Here is an 18,735-nt window from a genome sequence, read left to right as displayed (position 1 = left end):
CAATCGTTTGGAGGGGCAAACCCTGGTAAAACCGCCCTTACCGTTAGCCTGGAGTCCAGTACATGCACCCGCGCATCCTTGAGGTCACCGAACGGCTCATCGCCCGCAGCCGCCGCACCCGTGAACACTACCTTGAGCTGATCCGCGGCGCGGCCAGTGATGGCCCCATGCGCGCCCACCTGCAGTGCGCCAACTTCGCCCATGGCGTGGCGGGCTGCGGTGGGGACGACAAGCAGACCCTGCGGCTGATGAACGCCGCCAACGTGGCCATCGTCTCGGCCTACAACGACATGCTCTCGGCGCATCAGCCGTACCAGCACTTCCCCGAACAGATCAAACAGGCGCTGCGCGAGATCGGCTCGGTCGGCCAGTTCGCCGGTGGCGTGCCGGCCATGTGCGACGGCGTGACCCAGGGCGAACCGGGCATGGAGCTGGCCATCGCCAGCCGCGAAGTGATCGCCATGTCCACCGCCATCGCGCTGTCGCACAACATGTTCGATGCCGCGCTGATGCTGGGCATCTGCGACAAGATCGTGCCGGGCCTGATGATGGGCGCGCTGCGCTTCGGCCACCTGCCGACCATCTTCGTCCCCGGCGGGCCGATGGTCTCGGGCCTCTCCAACAAGGAGAAGGCCGATGTGCGCCAGCGCTACGCCGAGGGCAAGGCAAGCCGCGAGGAGCTGCTCGAGTCGGAGATGAAGAGCTATCACAGCCCCGGCACCTGCACCTTCTACGGCACCGCCAACACCAACCAGCTGGTGATGGAAGTGATGGGCCTGCACCTGCCGGGGGCTTCGTTCGTCAACCCTTACACGCCGCTGCGCGACGCGCTCACCGTCGAGGCCGCGCGCCAGGTCACGCGCATGACCAAGGCCAGCGGCAGCTTCATGCCCATCGGCGAGATCGTCGACGAGAAGGCGCTGGTCAATGCCATCGTCGCCCTGCACGCCACCGGTGGCTCGACCAACCACACCCTGCACATCCCGGCCATCGCCCAGGCTGCCGGTATCCAGCTGACCTGGCAGGACATGGCCGACCTGTCCGAGGTGGTACCGACGCTGTCCCACGTCTACCCCAACGGCAAGGCCGACATCAATCACTTCCAGGCCAGCGGCGGCATGGCCTTCCTCATTCGCGAGCTGCTCGATGCCGGCCTGCTGCACGAGGACGTCAACACCGTGGCCGGCCATGGCCTGCGCCGCTACACCCAGGAGCCGTTCCTCGAGCAGGGGCAGCTGGTGTGGCGCGACGGCCCCCAGGCCAGCCTCGACGAGAGCATCCTGCGCCCGGTGGCGCGGCCGTTTTCCGCCGAGGGCGGCCTGCGGGTGATGGAGGGCAACCTGGGCCGTGGGGTGATGAAGGTCTCCGCCGTGGCCCCCGAGCACCGCTTGGTGGAGGCACCGGCGCGGGTGTTCCACGACCAGCAGGCGCTGGCCGATGCGTTCAAGGCCGGCGAGCTGGAGCGCGACTTCGTCGCGGTGGTGCGCTTCCAGGGTCCGCGTTGCAACGGCATGCCCGAATTGCACAAGCTGACCCCCTTCCTTGGCGTGCTGCAGGACCGCGGCTACAAGGTGGCGCTGGTCACCGACGGGCGCATGTCCGGCGCCTCGGGCAAGATCCCGGCGGCCATCCATGTGTGCCCGGAAGCCTACGACGGCGGCCCGCTGGCACGGGTACGCGATGGTGATATCGTGCGCGTCGATGGTGCCGAAGGCACGCTGCGGATCATGGTGTCGGCCGAGGAACTGGCCAGCCGTGAGCTGCCCACGCCGCCCACGGGCAACGACCTGGGTTGCGGGCGCGAGCTGTTCGGCTTCATGCGCGTGGCGTTCAGCTCGGCCGAAAAGGGCGCGAGCGCCTTTACCTCGGCTCTGGAGCACCTTGAATGAACGCCCTGCTGGTCGGCGATATCGGTGGTACCAACGCACGTTTCGCCTTGTGGCGGAACAATCAATTGCAGGCAGTGCAGGTGCTGGCCACTGCCGACTACAGCAGCCCCGAACAAGCCATCGAGGCCTACCTGGCCGATCAGGGCATCGCCCGCGACGGCCTGGCAGCGGTCTGCCTGGCGGTGGCAGGGCCCGTGGACGGCGACCAGTTCCGCTTCACCAACAACCACTGGCGCCTGAGCCGCAGCGCGTTCTGCCAGACGCTGCAGGTCGAGCGCCTGTTGCTGATCAACGATTTCTCCGCCATGGCCCTGGGCATGACGCGCTTGCGTGACGGTGAGTTCCGCGAAGTCTGCGCAGGCCTCGCCGACCCGTCGCGCCCGGCGCTGGTGATCGGCCCCGGTACCGGCCTGGGCGTGGGCAGCCTGCTGCGCCTGGGCGAGCATTGGCTGGCACTGCCGGGGGAGGGCGGGCATGTCGACCTGCCGGTGGGCAATGCCCGCGAGGCGGCGATCCACCAGGAAATTCAACGGCAGATCGGCCATGTCAGCGCCGAGACGGTGCTCAGTGGTGGTGGGCTGGTGCGTCTGTACCAGGCGATCTGTACCCTCGATGGCGCCACGCCGACGCACAAGACCCCGGCGCAGATCACCGACGCGGCGCTGGGCGGCGAGCCACGGGCGCTGGCGGTGGTCGAGCAGTTCTGCCGCTTCCTCGGCCGGGTGGCGGGCAACAATGTGCTTACCCTGGGCGCCCGGGGCGGGGTCTACATTGTCGGGGGGGTGATCCCGCGCTTCGCCGAACTGTTCCTGCGCAGTGGCTTTGCCGCCAGTTTCGCCGACAAGGGCTGCATGAGCGGCTACTTCGCCGGGGTGCCGGTATGGTTGGTGACGGCGGAGTTTTCCGGGTTGCTGGGGGCCGGGGTCGCCTTGCAGCAGTCGCTGGTTCACTGATCCTCATCGCAGGAGCGGGCCTGCCCCGCGATGAGGCCCCAACAGCAGGCATGAAGACCTGCGTTGACAAGAGGATTGACCATTGTGACCACTGCCGGCAAATCGATCCTGATGGTCGACGACGACCAGGACATCCGCGAACTGTTGCAGACCTACCTCGCCCGCTGCGGCTTGCAGGTCCATGCCGAACCCGATGGCCAGGGCTTTCGCCGCGCCCTGGACGCCACCCCCTACGACCTGGTGATCCTCGACGTGATGCTGCCCGACGAGGATGGTTTCAGCCTGTGCCGCTGGGTGCGCCAGCACCCGCGCCAGGCACGGGTGCCGATCATCATGCTCACCGCCAGCTCCGACGAGGCCGACCGGGTCATCGGCCTGGAACTGGGCGCCGACGACTACCTGGGCAAGCCCTTCAGCCCGCGCGAGTTGCAGGCGCGGATCAAGGCCCTGCTGCGCCGCGCCGACTTTGGCCAGGCCGCGCCGGCCAGTGCCGTGCTGGCCTTCGACGACTGGCGCCTGGACACCGTCAGCCATCGCCTGTTCCACCGCGACGGCGAGGAGGTGATTCTCTCCGGCGCTGACTTTGCCTTGCTCAAGCTGTTCCTCGACCACCCACAACAGATCCTCGACCGCGACACCATCGGCAACGCCACCCGGGGCCGCGAGCCGATGCCACTGGACCGTATCGTCGACATGGCGGTGAGCCGCCTGCGCCAACGCCTGCGCGACACCGACAAGCCGCCGCGGCTGATCCGCACCGTGCGTGGCAGTGGCTACCTGCTGGCGGCCCATGTCTGCGCGGGCTAGCGACGGGCGCTGGCGCCTGCTGCCGCGCTCGCTGCTGGGGCGCATGCTGCTGCTCACCTTGCTGGTGGTGCTGCTGGCCCAGGGCTTGTCGAGCCTGATCTGGGTGGCGCAGCTGCGCGCCAGCCAGTTGCAGGGCTTGCGCGCCAGCGCCAGCAGCCTGGCCCACTCGATGAGCGCCAGTGTCAGCTACTTCCGCTCGTTGCCGGTGGCGTACCGGCCGATGGTCCTCGACCAGTTGCGCAGCATGGGCGGCACGCGCTTTTTCGTCTCGCTCAACGTCAAGCCGCTGGACATGGCGGTGCTGCCGGTGACGCCGCGCAAGCTGGCGGTGATCGAGGTGTTCCAGGACGTGTTGCACGAGCGCCTGGGCCAGCAGATGGAGATTTCCGTCGAATTCGTCAGCCCGGACGATCTGCGCATCTTCAACAGCGGCCTGAAGCTCGATGAGCTGCCTCGCTCCTGGGCGCACTACTCGTTGACCCTGGAGCCGCTCAACCCCCCGGTGCTGGTGACCCAGATCCGCCTGGGCGAAGGCGAATGGCTGTACATCGCCTCGTTGCTGCCCGAGCCCTACACCAGCCTCGAGGCCGAGCGCCTGCCGCGCCAGCAGATCGGCTTCATCGCCCTGACCACTGCCTTGTTGTTGCTGTTCATCGGCTTGCTGGTGCACTGGCAGAGCCGGCCGCTCAAGCGCCTGGCGCGGGCGGCGCGGGAGTTGTCGCTGGGCGCCGACGTGGCGCCGGTGGCCGAGGGCGGCGGCAGCGAGGTGGTCGAGGTGGGGCGGGCATTCAACAGCATGCGCGAGCGCATCAGCCGCTACCTGACCGAGCGCGCCCAGCTGTTCAGCGCGGTGTCCCACGACCTGCGCACGCCGATCACCCGCCTGCGCCTGCGGGTCGAACTGCTCGAGGACGAGCAACTGCAAGCGAAGTTCAGCCGCGACCTCGACGAGCTGGAGCTGCTGGTCAAGGGCGCCTTGCAGTGCGTGAAGGACACCGACATTCACGAGAACATCGAGCCGATCGACCTCAACCAGGTGCTGGAGATGCTCGCCGAGCCTTACCTGGGCGATGGCCGCATCACCCTCGAGGGCCGGGCGCTGGCGCCGTATTTGGGCAAGTCACTGGCGTTGCGGCGCTGCATCGGCAACCTGATCGACAACGCCATCAAGTACGGCGAACGGGCGCAACTGCGGATCCTCGACAGTGCCGAGAGCTTCGTCCTGCAGGTGGACGACCAAGGGCCGGGGGTGCCGGAACAGCGCCTGGAGCAGGTCTTCGAGCCGCACTTCCGGCTGGCCGGGCAGCAGCAGGGCTATGGGCTGGGGCTGGGCATCGCGCGCAACATCGCCCACAGCCATGGCGGCGAGGTGAGCCTGGTGAACCTGCGTGAAGGTGGGTTGCGGGTGACCTTGTACCTACCCCGTACAGCCGAATGACGCGATCCCCTGTAGGAGCGGCCTTGCCGAGGCGTCGGACCGGTCGGAAAGGGCCGCAGAGCGGCCCCAGGATCTCGGCGCAGATACTGAAATTGCTGGGTCTGCTTTGCAGCCCTTTCGTGACACAAGGCCGCTCCTACAGGGGACTGATGTCACTAAACGGTGACAATCGAGCCGGTCTTCGTGACATGCCAGCCAGGACGGCTGACTAGACTCGGCTGACAACAACAAGGAAGACATCGCCCATGGCCAACCGCTGGATCGACTCCCCGACACACCGTGCCTGGCTCGACGCCGAGGCCCTGCGCCTGCTTGCCTTCGCTAAAGCCTCGCGCCTGCCCCAGGGTTTCGGCAACCTCGACGACGCAGGTCGTCTGCCCCGTTGCGCCCTGGCCGAGACCTTGAACACCGCGCGCATGAGCCACAGCTTCGCCCTGGCGCATATCCAGGGTGTGCCGGGGTGTCGCGAACTGGTCGAGCATGGTGTCCAGGCCCTGCAAGGCCCGCTACGCGACCAGGAGCACGACGGCTGGTACGCGCAGCCCGAAGGTCATGGCGACACTGCCAAGGCCGCCTACCTGCATGCCTTCGTCGCCCTGGCCGCCAGTTCGGCGCTGGTGGCGGGTGTCACCCAGGCCCAGGCCCTGCTGGATGCGGTGGTCCAGGTCATCGAGCAGCGCTTCTGGTGCGAGGAGCAGGGCGCCTGGCGCGAGTCGTTCTCCCGCGACTGGCGGCAGGTGGAGGCTTACCGGGGCGCCAACAGCAACATGCATGGCGTCGAAGCGTTTCTCGCCCTGGCCGATGTGACCGGCGACACGCGGTGGCTGCGCCGTGCCCTGCGGATCGTCGAACGCTTGATCCTCGCCCAGGCCGCCGCCGACGGTTTTCGGGTCACCGAGCACTTCGACGCGCACTGGCAGCCATTGCCCGACTACAACCGCGACAACCCCGCCGATGGCTTTCGCCCCTACGGCACCACGCCAGGGCATGCCTTCGAATGGGCGCGCCTGGTGCTGCACCTGGAGGCGGCCCTGCAACGGGCGCGGTTGCCCGTGCCCAGCTCATTGCTGTCGGCCGCCAGGGGCCTGTTCGACGGTGCCTGCCGCCACGCCTGGCAAGCCGATGGCGCGCCGGGGTTGGTCTATACCCTCGACTGGCACGCGCGCCCGGTGGTGCGCGAGCGCCTGCACTGGGTGCATGCCGAGGCCAGCGCCTGCGCCGCGGCCCTGCTGCAACGCACCGGCGAGGCGCAGTACGAGGGTTGGTATCGCTGCTTCTGGGAGTTCATCGCCGCGCACTTCATCGACCCCGTGCATGGCAGCTGGCACCACGAGCTCGACCCGTCCAACCAGCCCAGCGCGCGTATCTGGGGTGGCAAGCCTGACCTTTATCACGCCCTGCAGGCGCTGCTGCTGCCACGCCTGCCCTTGGCGCCCAGCTTGGCTTGCGCCCTGGCTATGTAACCAAATGATGACATTCGCCCATCCGTTCGTTACCTGGCGCCGCGCGCGACCTCCCTACACTCCATGCCATGCAAGCGACAGTCTTGCCTCGCATAACAACAAGAAAGGTATTCCCATGCATCCGACGCTTCGTCTCGCCGCCGCGATCTCCTTCGCTTCCCTGTTCTCCCTCAGCGCCCAGGCCGCCGATTCCAAAGGCAGCGTGGAAGTCGTCCATTGGTGGACCTCCGGCGGTGAAAAGGCCGCGGTGGATGTGCTCAAGGCCCAGGTCGAGAAAGATGGCTTCACCTGGAAGGACGGCGCCGTTGCCGGTGGCGGTGGCGCCACCGCCATGACCGTGCTCAAGAGCCGCGCCGTGGCCGGCAACCCGCCTGGAGTCGCGCAGATCAAGGGCCCGGATATCCAGGACTGGGCTGCCACCGGGCTGCTCGATCCCGACGTACTCAAGGATGTGGCCAAGCAAGAAAAGTGGGACAGCCTGCTCGACAAGAAAGTGGCCGACACCGTGAAGTACGAAGGTGACTACGTGGCCGTGCCGGTCAACATCCACCGCATCAACTGGCTGTGGATCAACCCGCAGGTGTTCAAGAAGGCTGGTGTCGACAAGGCCCCAAGCAATCTCGACGAATTCTACGCCGCCGCCGACAAGCTCAAGGCCGCCGGTTTCATCCCACTGGCCCACGGTGGCCAGCCGTGGCAGGACAGCACGGTGTTCGAGAGCGTGGTGCTCTCGGTCATGGGCGCCGACGGTTACAGGAAGGCCCTGGTCGAGCTGGACAAGGATGCCCTGACCGGCCCGGCAATGGTCAAGGCGCTCACCGAGCTGAAGAAGGTCGCCACCTACATGGACCCCGACGGCAAGGGCCAGGACTGGAACCTGGAAGCGGGCAAGGTCATCAACGGCAAGGCCGGCATGCAGATCATGGGCGACTGGGCCAAGAGCGAATGGACCCTGGCCAAGAAGACCGCCGGCAAGGACTACCAGTGCGTGCCGTTCCCCGGCACCGACCAGGCGTTCCTCTACAACATCGACTCGCTGGTGGTGTTCAAGCAGAAGGACAAGGGTACTGCGGCGGGCCAGCAGGACATCGCGCGCAAGGTGTTGGGCGAGGACTTCCAGAAGGTCTTCAGCATCAACAAGGGCTCGATCCCGGTGCGCAACGACATGCTTGCCGACATGGGCAAGTACGGCTTCGACAGCTGCGCCCAGACCGCGGCCAAGGACTTCCTGGCCGACGCCAAGACCGGCGGACTGCAACCGAGCATGGCGCACAACATGGCCACCACGCTGGCGGTGCAGGGGGCGTTCTTCGATGTGGTGACCAACTACATCAACGATCCCAAGGCCGATCCGGCCGATGCGGCGAAGAAGCTCTACGCGGCGGTGAAGGCGGCTCAATAGTCCTTGTCTGGCGAGGCTTCCTGTGGGAGCGGCCTTGCGCCGCGAAAGGACCGCGTAGCGGTCCCGGAACCCAGCAGGAAGGTCCTTGCGGTTTAGCTCATCAGGCCCCGGGGCTGCGGCGCAGCCCTTTCCGACCGGTCCGACGCCTCGGCAAGGCCGCTCCTACAGGGCTCCGTGTCGCTCTCGAAACGAGATCCGAACCATGACCACAGCAACCGCCCGCCTGCGGGCTTCCCCACTGGACGCGCTGCAGCGCTGGCTACCGAAACTGGTGCTGGCGCCGAGCATGTTCATCGTCCTGGTGGGCTTCTACGGCTACATTTTGTGGACCTTCGTCCTCTCGTTCACCACCTCGACCTTCCTGCCCACCTACAAATGGGCCGGCCTGGCGCAGTACGCCCGGCTGTTCGACAACGACCGCTGGTGGGTGGCGAGCAAGAACCTGCTGCTGTTCGGCGGCCTGTTCATCGGCATCACCCTGGCCATCGGCGTGTTACTCGCCGTGCTGCTCGACCAGCGCATCCGCCGCGAAGGCTTCATCCGCACGATCTACCTGTACCCCATGGCGCTGTCGATGATCGTCACCGGTACCGCCTGGAAATGGTTGCTCAACCCTGGCATGGGCCTGGACAAGCTGCTGCGCGACTGGGGTTGGGAAGGCTTTCGCCTGGACTGGCTGATCGACCCCGACCGGGTGGTCTACTGCCTGGTGATCGCCGCCGTGTGGCAGGCCTCGGGCTTCATCATGGCGATGTTCCTGGCAGGGCTCAGGGGCGTCGACCCGTCGATCATCCGCGCCGCCCAGCTCGACGGCGCCAGCCTGCCGCGGATCTACTGGACCGTGGTGCTGCCCAGCCTGCGTCCGGTGTTCTTCAGCGCGCTGATGATCCTGTCGCACATCGCCATCAAGAGCTTCGACCTGGTCGCGGCGATGACCGCCGGTGGCCCGGGCTACGCCTCCGACCTGCCGGCGATGTTCATGTATTCGTTCACCTTCAGCCGTGGGCAGATGGGCATGGGCTCGGCCAGCGCCATCCTCATGCTGGGGGCGATCCTGGCCATCCTGGTGCCTTACCTGTACTCCGAATTGCGGGGCAAACGCCATGACTAGCCTTGCCGACAAACCAACGCTGAACCTTGGCCGCATCGCCATTCATGGCGTGCTGCTGCTTGCCGTGCTGCTGTACCTGGTGCCATTGGTGGTGATGCTGCTGACCAGCTTCAAGACCCCCGAGGACATTGGCAGCGGCAATCTGCTGAGCTGGCCGAGCGCATTCACCGCCATTGGCTGGAGCAAGGCCTGGGCCACGGTCAACGGCTACTTCGTCAACTCGATCCTGATCACCGTGCCGGCGGTGCTGATTTCCACGGCCATCGGCGCGCTCAACGGCTATGTGCTGTCGATGTGGCGCTTTCGCGGCTCGCAGCTGTTCTTCGGCCTGCTGCTGTTCGGCTGCTTCCTGCCGTTCCAGACCGTGCTGCTGCCGGCCTCGTTCACCCTTGGCAAGCTGGGCCTGGCCAGCACCACCAGCGGACTGGTGCTGGTGCATGTGGTCTATGGCCTGGCCTTCACCACGCTGTTCTTCCGCAACTACTACGTGAGCATCCCCGAGGCGCTGGTCAAGGCTGCGCGCCTGGATGGCGCGGGGTTCTTCACCATCTTCGGGCGGATCATCCTGCCGATGTCGACGCCGATCGTCATGGTCTGCCTGATCTGGCAGTTCACCCAGATCTGGAACGACTTCCTGTTCGGCGTGGTGTTCTCCAGCGGCGACTCGCAACCGATCACCGTGGCCCTGAACAACCTGGTCAACACCAGCACCGGGGCCAAGGAATACAACGTCGACATGGCCGCGGCGATGATCGCCGGGCTGCCGACGCTGCTGGTCTACGTGGTCGCAGGCAAGTATTTCGTGCGCGGGCTGACTGCCGGCGCGGTCAAGGGGTAAGTCATGGCAACACTCGAACTTCGCAATGTGCACAAGACCTACGGCGTGGGCCTGCCGGACACGCTCAAGGACATCCAGCTGGCGATCAAGGACGGCGAGTTCCTGATCCTGGTCGGCCCCTCGGGATGCGGCAAGTCGACGCTGATGAACTGCATCGCCGGCCTGGAAAGCATCAGCGGCGGGGCGATCCTCATCGACGACGCAGACGTCAGCGGCATGAGCCCCAAGGATCGCGACATCGCCATGGTGTTCCAGTCCTACGCGCTGTACCCGACCATGAACGTGCGCGACAACATCGCCTTCGGCCTGAAGATCCGCAAGCTGCCCCAGGCGGCCATCGACGACGAGGTGGCGCGGGTGGCCAAGCTGCTGCAGATCGAGCACCTGCTGGCGCGCAAGCCCGGCCAGCTGTCCGGCGGCCAGCAGCAGCGCGTGGCCATGGGCCGGGCACTGGCGCGGCGGCCGAAGATCTACCTGTTCGACGAACCGCTGTCGAACCTCGACGCCAAGCTGCGGGTGGAGATGCGCACCGAGATCAAGCTGATGCACCAGCGCCTGAAGACCACCACGGTGTATGTCACCCATGACCAGATCGAGGCCATGACCCTGGGCGACAAGGTGGCGGTGATGAAGGACGGCATCATCCAGCAGTTCGGCACCCCGCAGCAGATCTACAACGACCCGGCCAACCTGTTCGTCGCCAGCTTCATCGGTTCGCCGCCGATGAACTTCATTCCGGTACGCCTGAGCCGCCAGGAAGGTCGCGTGCTGGCCCTGCTCGACAGCGGTCAGGCGCGCTGCGAGCTGCCGCTGGGCGTGGCGGCGGATGAGCTGGAGGGGCGTGAGGTGATCCTTGGCGTGCGTCCGGAGCAGATCAGCCTGGGCACCGCGCAGGGCAATGGCCTGCCGGGTATCCGCGCCGAGGTGCAGGTGACCGAACCCACCGGGCCGGACCTGCTGGTGTTCGTCACCCTCAACCAGACCAAGGTCTGCTGCCGCCTGGCGCCGGATGTGGCGTGCCGGGTCGGCGACAGCCTCGACTTGCAGTTCGACCCGGCGCGGGTGCTGCTGTTCGACGCCAGTAGCGGCGAACGCTTGGATCTTGCCGCCACCGCCATAAAGGACAACGTGACGCGTTTCAAAGGCCGTTAAGGACGGCGGTCGTACCCTGTGGGAGCGGCCTTGTGTCGCGAAAGGGCTGCAAAGCAGCCCCGGCAATTGTGCGGGATGCGCAGATCCTGGGGCCGCTACGCAGCCCTATCGCGACACAAGGCCGCTCCTACAGACCCGCGCCGTTAAACCGTTCTGTTAATAACAAGAAAAGAGGACGCAAAGGGATGGAACATCGCAATCGCATCAGGACACTGGGCTCGCTGGCGTTGCTGGCCGTGGTCGGCAGCGGCGGGGCCCAGGCCGCCGAGGCTTTCTCGTCGGAATCGAAATGGATGACCGGCGACTGGGGCGGCACCCGCACCGAGCTGCTGGAGAAGGGCTATGACTTCACCCTCGATTATGTGGGCGAGGTGGCCGGCAACCTGCACGGCGGCTACAACGACGACAAGACCGCGCGCTACAGCGACCAGTTCGCCCTCGGCGCACACCTGGACCTGGAGAAGATCTTCGGTTGGAAGGACACCGAGTTCAAGCTGGCGATCACCGAGCGTAGCGGCCGCAACCTGTCCAACGACCGCATCAGCGACCCACGTGCCGGGCAGTTCAGCTCGGTGCAGGAAGTCTGGGGCCGGGGCCAGACCTGGCGCCTGACCCAGATGTGGATCAAGCAGAAGTACTTCGACGGCGCGCTGGACGTGAAATTCGGCCGCTTCGGCGAGGGGGAGGATTTCAACAGCTTCCCCTGCGACTTCCAGAACCTGGCGTTCTGCGGCTCGCAGGTGGGCAACTGGGTCGGTGGCATCTGGTACAACTGGCCGGTCAGCCAGTGGGCGCTGCGGGTCAAGTACAACATCACCCCGCAATTCTTCGTCCAGGTCGGCGCCTTCGAGCAGAACCCGTCGAACCTGGAGACCGGCAACGGCTTCAAGCTCAGCGGCAGCGGCACCAAGGGCGCGATCCTGCCAGTGGAGGCGGTGTGGTCGCCCAAGGTCAACGGCCTGCCCGGCGAATACCGCCTGGGCTACTACTACAGCACCGCCAAGGCCGACGACGTATACGACGACGTCAACGGCAACCCGCAGGCACTGACTGGCGCGGCGTTCAAGTCGCACTCCAGCAAGCATGGCTGGTGGGTGGTGGCGCAGCAGCAGGTCACTGCCCAGGCCGGTGACGTCAACCGTGGCTTGAGCCTGTTCGCCAACTTCACCGTGCACGACAAGGCCACCAACGTGGTCGACAACTACCAGCAGGTTGGCCTGGTCTACAAGGGCGCCTTCGATGCCCGGCCCAAGGACGACATCGGCTTCGGCATCGCCCGTATCCACGTCAACGACGACGTGAAGAAACGCGCCGAACTGCTCAACGCCCAGTCCGGCATCAACGACTACGACAACCCAGGCTTCGTGCCGCTGCAACGCACCGAATACAACGCCGAGCTTTACTACGGCTTCCACGTCACCAACTGGCTGACCGTGCGCCCCAACCTGCAGTACATCAAGAGCCCGGGCGGTGTCGACGAGGTGGACAACGCGCTGGTCGCGGGCTTGAAGATTCAGTCGTCATTCTGAGAAAAATTGTTGTAAATTTACGCCATCCATTTGGTCTGCCATTCACCACTGCTGCGCAGTGGTGAATGGGTCCAGGCCAAGACAGCGCTATCTCGAACAACAAAAGAGCTTGGAACCATGCCTGAACATCCGCTACATCACTTTTTCACCTCGCAACGGCCCAGGCCGACCTTCGAGTGGGAGCGTTACCAGCAGCGCGATGTCCTGATCATCGATCACCCCCGGTGCCAGGCGGTGTTCAGCCGCCAGGGCGGGCAGTTGCTGCATTTCCAGCCGGCCGGTGAAAAGCCCTGGTTGTGGTGTGCCGAGCAGTGGCCGCAGGTTGGCGCCATCCGTGGCGGCGTGCCGGTGTGCTGGCCCTGGTACGGCCGTCATCCCAGCGAAGACCTGTGGCCGGCCCATGGCTGGGCGCGGCTGCTGGACTGGAAGCTGATCGACAGCCGCGAGGACGAGGAGGGCGTGAGCCTGACCTGGCGCCTGGACCTGTGCGACTGGCAGGTCGATCTGCACGCCCGCCTGGGCGCGAGCATGGAGCTGAGCCTGTGCACCGAGCACCAGGACAGCGAGCCCTGCCAGCTGAGCCATGCGCTACTGGCCTATTGGCGCATCAGCGACGTGTCGAAGATAGCGCTGTCTGGGCTCGAGGACATCGACGGCTATGATCGCCTCAATCGCCAGGCCTGTCGCGAAGACGGCGCGCTGACGCTCAAGGGCGGCTGCCAGAAGGTCTACCCGGGCACGCCGCGCGTGCAGTTGCAGGACCCGGCCTGGCAGCGTGAGCTGTGCATCGACACCGGGGACAGCGACGACACCGTGGTCTGGCACCCGGGCAACCGGCCATTGATGGGCGTGAGCGGGCGCGAGTGCCAGGGGTTCGTCTGCGTCGAAGTCGCCAGTGGCAGCGACGAGGGGCTGAGCCTGGCCCCGGGCGAACGGGCACACCTGCGCTTGCAGGCGCACCGGCTCAGCTGAGGTCGTCGTCGGCGGCCGGGTAGCGGCTGGCGTTGAGGCTTTCCTTGATCTTGCGCAGGTGCGGCTGGAAGTCCACGCCGCGGCGCAGGGTCATGCCGGTGGCCAGCACATCGAGCACGGTGAGCTGGATGATCCGCGAGGTCATCGGCATGTAGATGTCGGTGTCTTCGGGCAGCGGGATGAACAAACTCAGGCTGCAGGCCTGGGCCAGCGGCGAGCCGGCGGCGGTCAGGCCGAGCACCGAGGCGCCGTTTTCCCGCGCCAGGCGCGCCACCTCGACCAGTTCGCGGGTGCGCCCGGTGTAGGAGATGATCACGAACAGGTCGCCGGTGTGCGCCACCGAGGCCAGCATGCGCTGCATCAGCACGTCGGCATGGGCCGACACCGCCAGGTTGAAGCGGAAGAACTTGTGCTGGGCGTCCAGGGCCACCGGGGCCGAGGCGCCAAGGCCGAAGAAGTGGATCTGCCGGGCCTGGATCATCATGTCCACGGCGCGACTGACCTGCTGCGGGTCGAGCGCCTGGCAGGCGCTGTCCAGCGAGGCGATGGCGCTGCCGAAGATCTTCTGGGTATAGGCCGCCGGATCGTCGTCGGCCTCCACCGCGCGGCTCACGTAGGCGGCGCCGCTGGCCAGGCTCTGCGCCAGTTGCAGCTTGAGCTCGGGGTAGCCGCTGACGCCGAACGAGCGGCAGAAGCGGTTGACGGTCGGTTCGCTGACCTTGGCCGCCTGGGCCAGGGCGGCGATGCTGAAGCGGGTGGCCTGTTGCGGGTTGAGCAGGATGACTTCGGCGACTTTGCGCTCGGCCTTGTTCAGCTCGTCGAGGCGGCCCTGGATCTGTTCCAGGAGGTTGCGCACGCGGTCCATGGTGGGTCCTTGGGTCGGGAAGCAGGCTTTTTGCGATGGTGTGTATCCTACTGTCGGTAAGATTGTCACACCACTTGTCTGTAATGGGTGTAACTAATGTTGTGGTTTTTACTACATTGACCCTTGAAAAGCAGGGTTGAAAGCGGTATTCCTAGCTCAACTTTATAAAAGAACCAACATCATGGCAGCGATCAGTGTCGAACCTTGCACCTTTGCCCTCTTTGGCGCCCTCGGCGACCTGGCATTGCGCAAGCTGTTTCCTGCGCTCTACCAGCTCGACCGTGCCGACCTCCTGCACCCAGATACCCGCCTGCTGGCCCTGGCCCGCGAAGCCGGTAGCGCGCAAGCGCACCTGGACAACATCGAGGCCCATTTGCGCCTGCATGTGCCGGAGGCGGAAATCGACGCTGCCTCCCTGGGCCGTTTCCTCGGGCGCCTGAGCTACCTGCACCTGGACTTCGTCGAGCCCGAGGGCTACCAGGCCCTGGCCGAACAGGCGCCGAGCGATCAACCACTGATCGCCTATTTCGCCACGGCGGCGGCAGTCTATGGCGCCATTTGCGAAAACCTCGACCGTGCAGGCCTGGCGCCGCGCACCCGGGTCGTGCTGGAGAAACCCATCGGCCACGACCTGGAGTCGTCGCGGCGGGTCAACGATGCCGTGGCGCGTTTCTTCCCCGAGAACCGCGTGTACCGCATCGACCACTACCTGGGCAAGGAGACGGTGCAGAACCTGATCGCCCTGCGTTTCGCCAACAGCCTGTTCGAAACCCAGTGGAACCAGAACTCCATCTCCCACGTGGAGATCACCGTCGCCGAGAAGGTCGGTATCGAAGGCCGCTGGGGCTACTTCGACAAGGCCGGCCAGCTGCGCGACATGATCCAGAACCACCTGTTGCAGCTGCTGTGCCTGATCGCCATGGACCCGCCGAGCGACCTGTCGGCCGACAGTATCCGCGACGAGAAGGTCAAGGTGCTCAAGGCCCTGGCGCCGATCACCGGTGATGGACTGAGCACCCGCGTGGTGCGTGGCCAGTACATCGCCGGCTACAGCGACGGCAAGCCGGTGCCGGGCTACCTCGAGGAAGACAACGCCAATGCCCAGAGCGACACCGAGACCTTCGTCGCCCTGCGTGCCGATATTCGCAACTGGCGCTGGTCGGGCGTACCGTTCTACCTGCGGACCGGCAAGCGCATGCCGCAGAAGCTGTCGCAGATCGTCATCCACTTCAAGGAAACCCCGCACTACATCTTCGCCCCGGAGCAGCGCTTGCAGATCGGCAACAAGCTGATCATCCGCCTGCAGCCGGACGAAGGCATCTCGCTGCGGGTGATGACCAAGGAGCAGGGCCTGGACAAGGGCATGCAACTGCGCAGCGGCCCGCTGCAACTCAATTTTTCCGACACCTGGCGCAGCGCGCGGATTCCGGATGCCTACGAGCGCTTGCTGCTGGAAGTGATGCGCGGCAACCAGAACCTGTTCGTGCGCAAGGACGAGATCGAGTACGCCTGGAAGTGGTGCGACCAGCTGATCGCCGGCTGGAAGCACACCGGCGACGCGCCCAAGCCCTATGCGGCCGGTTCCTGGGGGCCGATGAGCTCGATTGCACTGATCACCCGCGATGGGAGGGCCTGGTATGGCGATATCTGAACTGCAACTGCCGGCGACCGTGAAGGTTCACGAGCTGGCCGATCCGAAAACCCTGGCGGCGACCCAGGCCCATGATGTGGCCGAGCGCCTGCGCCAGGCGATCGCCAGCAAGGGTCAGGCCTGCTTGGTGCTGTCTGGCGGGCGTAGCCCGGTGCCATTCCTCGAGAAGCTGGCGGCCGAGGTGCTGGACTGGTCCAAGGTGACCGTGAGCCTGGCCGATGAGCGTTGGGTGCCGGTGGCCCACGCCGACAGCAATGCCGGCCTGCTGGCCCGCCACCTGTTCAAGGGGCCGGCAGCCAAGGCGCGGTTCATCGGGCTGTACCAGAGCGCCGCGACCCTGGAAGCTGCTGCCGAGCAAGCCGACCAGGTCTTGGCCGACCTGCCGCCGATCGACGTGCTGGTGCTGGGCATGGGCGACGATGGCCATACCGCCTCGCTGTTCCCGGCCAGCCCCAACCTGCGCCAGGGCCTGGCCAAGGTCGGCGAGCGCCGCTGCCTGCCGATGCTGGCGCCCAGCGTACCGCACCAGCGCCTGAGCATGACCCGCGCGCTGCTGGCCAGTGCCGGCCTGACCCTGTTGGCGGTACAGGGCGCGGGCAAGCTCGCCACCCTGCGCACCGCGCTGGCGGGCGAAGACCCAACCGAAATGCCGATCCGCGCCTTTCTTCACGACCCCCTGGACATCTACTGGTGCCCATGAGCCAAGGACCCATTGTCATGACCACCCTCGAACGCCCCCAGCCTTTGCTCTCGATGGCCGATAAAGCCCAACGCATCGACGCGATCTGCGACAAGGCGCGCATCCTGCCGGTGATCACCATCGCCCGTGAGGAAGACATCCTGCCCCTGGCCGACGCCTTGGCCGCGGGCGGCATCCGCACCCTGGAAGTGACCCTGCGCTCGCAGCACGGCCTGAAGGCCATCCAGGTGCTGCGCGAGCAGCGCCCGGAGCTGTGCGTCGGCGCCGGTACCGTGCTCGACCGCGGCATGTTCGCGGCTGTCGAGGCGGCGGGCGCGCAGTTCGTCGTCACCCCGGGCATTACCCAGGACATTCTCGAGGCCGGCGTGGACAGCGATATCCCGTTGTTGCCGGGCATCAGCACACCGTCGGAAATCATGATGGGCTACGCCCTCGGCTACCGGCGCTTCAAGCTGTTCCCCGCCGAGATCAGCGGTGGTGTGGCGGCGATCAAGGCCTTTGCCGGCCCGTTCGGCGACATTCGCTTCTGCCCCACCGGCGGGGTGAACCCGGCCAACGTGCGTAACTACATGGCCCTGCCCAATGTAATGTGCGTGGGTGGCACCTGGATGCTCGACAGCAGCTGGATCAAGAACGGCGACTGGGCGCGGATCGAGGCGTGCAGCGCCGAGGCGATGGCGTTGCTGGACTGACCGATTTCGTTGTGTGCTACACGGCTTGTGGGGCGCTTGGTCGGCGCCCCTTTTTTGGGGTCGCGTTTGCCACGGGCAAAGCATCGAACTGTTAAGTAAGTGCCATTCAAATCTGTCCCCTTTCTGCTCTTGCCACCGCGCCGCTTCGCAGGTGGATATGGGTCAGGTAGAAACGCTCACCGTGGCGGGCGTAGGTCTCACGGCGGCCCAGGCCGCGCAGCAATTGCTCCTCACTGGTGCGCACCAGAGTGAAGTACTCCACTGCGTTGTAGTGCGGCTTGCCTTCCTTGGGCAGCGGGAACGCATGTTTAGAGTCAGTTATTCAAACCAGACATCTTCGTACCCACTCCTGTCAATGATGAAGTTAGCGCCCTCAGGAAGATACAAGTACTTCACCACCTCCGGTAAATCTTCCACCAGGTGATCAGTATGAAGCGGCTGAAAAAAATCATCGGCTTCTGAAAACTTTCCACAGTAGAGAAACCAACTAATTGCGCCGCTTTTAGCATCTCGTATGCGGGTACCATAAATTGGAGAATCGCTTAGCGTATGGAGCGCTACAGCTACTCGATCTTCGGGTGTCCTAGGTACAACATTGTAACGGTTACAGACATCTATCTGATCACTGCTGGGGGAAATTTCGAGTTCATTAACCATTATAGTCCTCGCTTTTTCTTCATCGACTTTGAAAACACGGAAGCCTGCCCACCCTGTTGCCTAGAACATATCTGGCAATGTGGCTGCACCGCCGAAAGCGAAGTTTGTGCAGTGGCGTCATTGGTGCCTGTCCGATAGTACTCTACAACTAAAGGATCCTTGTGGTCTGCAACCATTTTCGGTTGAACTGTTCCACATCTAACGCACGGCAAGTTTGCGACGCTATCTGTTTGAGCTTTCGTCGGGCCTAGCTTACTTGTCCTAGCATAAGGCTGACTGACATTTGGATTAGGCTCAAATTGCGAGCTGTCCGGTATACCTAAGTCAGTAACATCAACCAATTTTCCTACGCCATCTTTAACCTTAGACGACAAGCCAAGTGGATCTATCCACCCGATGGGATTAGGGACGTACGCAAAGAGGTTCAAGCCACCCGCATAGCCAATCGGATCTTGTCCGATAAATCGGCCAGCCCGTGGATCATAATACCTGAAGCGGTTGTAATGCAGCCCCGTCTCGTGATCGTGATACTGCCCCTGGAAGCGAATCGGGTTGCCCAGGCCGTGCTGCTTGGCCCAGTCCGAGCGTTCCTCGCGAACTTCACCCCAAGCCTTGT

Annotated in this window: 18 protein-coding genes; 14 read left to right on the top strand and 4 right to left on the bottom strand. The window is 65.1% G+C overall.

From position 1 onward, the window contains the following. The first annotated feature begins 62 nt into the window (after positions 1–62). The 11 genes from edd (at position 63) to NJG22_RS21290 (ending at position 13,554) form a co-directional block, all read left to right on the top strand. Positions 63–1,889 (top strand): phosphogluconate dehydratase, encoded by a 1,827-nt coding sequence (edd, locus tag NJG22_RS21340; RefSeq protein WP_253097552.1) that lies wholly within the window; start codon positions 63–65, stop codon positions 1,887–1,889. Next, positions 1,886–2,842, top strand: coding sequence for a glucokinase (locus tag NJG22_RS21335; protein ID WP_253097550.1), 957 nt, complete (start codon positions 1,886–1,888; stop codon positions 2,840–2,842). Before edd ends, NJG22_RS21335 begins: the two co-directional genes overlap by 4 nt. Before the next feature lie 84 nt (positions 2,843–2,926). Beyond that, entirely contained in the window at positions 2,927–3,649 is a 723-nt protein-coding gene (locus NJG22_RS21330; RefSeq protein WP_217849784.1) for a response regulator transcription factor, read from the top strand. Next, a complete protein-coding gene (locus NJG22_RS21325) occupies positions 3,633–5,087 on the top strand; it encodes an ATP-binding protein (protein ID WP_290445346.1) in 1,455 nt (484 codons plus the stop codon). The genes NJG22_RS21330 and NJG22_RS21325 overlap by 17 nt, the downstream gene beginning before the upstream one ends. A 245-nt stretch (positions 5,088–5,332) precedes the next feature. Continuing rightward, a complete protein-coding gene (locus NJG22_RS21320) occupies positions 5,333–6,550 on the top strand; it encodes an AGE family epimerase/isomerase (protein ID WP_253097548.1) in 1,218 nt (405 codons plus the stop codon). Between the two features lie 115 nt (positions 6,551–6,665). Then, positions 6,666–7,952, top strand: a complete 1,287-nt coding sequence (locus NJG22_RS21315; protein ID WP_253097546.1) for an ABC transporter substrate-binding protein — start codon at positions 6,666–6,668, stop codon at positions 7,950–7,952. A gap of 202 nt (positions 7,953–8,154) precedes the next feature. Further along, positions 8,155–9,063: a sugar ABC transporter permease gene (locus NJG22_RS21310; RefSeq protein WP_253097544.1), complete on the top strand. Its 909-nt coding sequence runs from the start codon at positions 8,155–8,157 to the stop codon at positions 9,061–9,063. Next, entirely contained in the window at positions 9,056–9,901 is an 846-nt protein-coding gene (locus NJG22_RS21305; RefSeq protein ID WP_253097542.1) for a carbohydrate ABC transporter permease, read from the top strand. The genes NJG22_RS21310 and NJG22_RS21305 overlap by 8 nt, the downstream gene beginning before the upstream one ends. Positions 9,902–9,904: 3 nt before the next feature. Beyond that, positions 9,905–11,053, top strand: a complete 1,149-nt coding sequence (ugpC, locus tag NJG22_RS21300) for a sn-glycerol-3-phosphate ABC transporter ATP-binding protein UgpC (protein WP_253097540.1) — start codon at positions 9,905–9,907, stop codon at positions 11,051–11,053. A gap of 185 nt (positions 11,054–11,238) precedes the next feature. Beyond that, positions 11,239–12,582, top strand: coding sequence for a carbohydrate porin (locus tag NJG22_RS21295; protein ID WP_253097538.1), 1,344 nt, complete (start codon positions 11,239–11,241; stop codon positions 12,580–12,582). 117 nt (positions 12,583–12,699) lie between these two features. After that, complete coding sequence (locus NJG22_RS21290; protein WP_253097536.1) at positions 12,700–13,554, top strand: D-hexose-6-phosphate mutarotase; 855 nt, start codon at positions 12,700–12,702, stop codon at positions 13,552–13,554. On the opposite strand, the gene hexR is transcribed toward NJG22_RS21290, so the two are convergent. Next, complete coding sequence (hexR, locus tag NJG22_RS21285) at positions 13,547–14,410, bottom strand: DNA-binding transcriptional regulator HexR (RefSeq protein WP_253097640.1); 864 nt, start codon at positions 14,408–14,410, stop codon at positions 13,547–13,549. The two genes, NJG22_RS21290 and hexR, sit on opposite strands and share 8 nt — an antisense overlap. Positions 14,411–14,600: 190 nt before the next feature. On the opposite strand from hexR, the gene zwf reads away from it, so the two are divergent. From zwf to NJG22_RS21270, 3 genes are read left to right on the top strand one after another with little or no spacing between them, the layout of a single operon-like run. Beyond that, the gene (zwf, locus tag NJG22_RS21280) at positions 14,601–16,070 is read left to right on the top strand and encodes a glucose-6-phosphate dehydrogenase (protein ID WP_253097535.1); all 1,470 of its coding nucleotides are present in this window, start codon (positions 14,601–14,603) and stop codon (positions 16,068–16,070) included. Then, entirely contained in the window at positions 16,057–16,770 is a 714-nt protein-coding gene (gene pgl, locus NJG22_RS21275; RefSeq protein WP_253097533.1) for a 6-phosphogluconolactonase, read from the top strand. The genes zwf and pgl overlap by 14 nt, the downstream gene beginning before the upstream one ends. 17 nt (positions 16,771–16,787) lie before the next feature. After that, on the top strand, positions 16,788–17,462 hold the full coding sequence (locus NJG22_RS21270; RefSeq protein WP_253097531.1) for a bifunctional 4-hydroxy-2-oxoglutarate aldolase/2-dehydro-3-deoxy-phosphogluconate aldolase: 675 nt from the start codon (positions 16,788–16,790) through the stop codon (positions 17,460–17,462). A 106-nt stretch (positions 17,463–17,568) separates the two neighbouring features. On the opposite strand, the gene NJG22_RS21265 is transcribed toward NJG22_RS21270, so the two are convergent. The 3 genes from NJG22_RS21265 to NJG22_RS24600 form a co-directional block, all read right to left on the bottom strand. Continuing rightward, a complete protein-coding gene (locus NJG22_RS21265; protein ID WP_253097529.1) occupies positions 17,569–17,706 on the bottom strand; it encodes a hypothetical protein in 138 nt (45 codons plus the stop codon). 74 nt (positions 17,707–17,780) lie between these two features. After that, the gene (locus NJG22_RS21260; RefSeq protein ID WP_253097527.1) at positions 17,781–18,119 is read right to left on the bottom strand and encodes a hypothetical protein; all 339 of its coding nucleotides are present in this window, start codon (positions 18,117–18,119) and stop codon (positions 17,781–17,783) included. Beyond that, the coding region (locus NJG22_RS24600) for an RHS repeat-associated core domain-containing protein (RefSeq protein ID WP_290445344.1) at positions 18,119–18,735 on the bottom strand (617 nt) is incomplete at its 5' end. The genes NJG22_RS24600 and NJG22_RS21260, both read right to left, overlap by 1 nt.

Source organism: Pseudomonas sp. VA159-2, from assembly GCF_024126635.1.
GTDB classification, from domain to species: domain Bacteria; phylum Pseudomonadota; class Gammaproteobacteria; order Pseudomonadales; family Pseudomonadaceae; genus Aquipseudomonas; species Aquipseudomonas muyukensis.
This window is presented reverse-complemented; position numbering and strand designations above follow the sequence as displayed.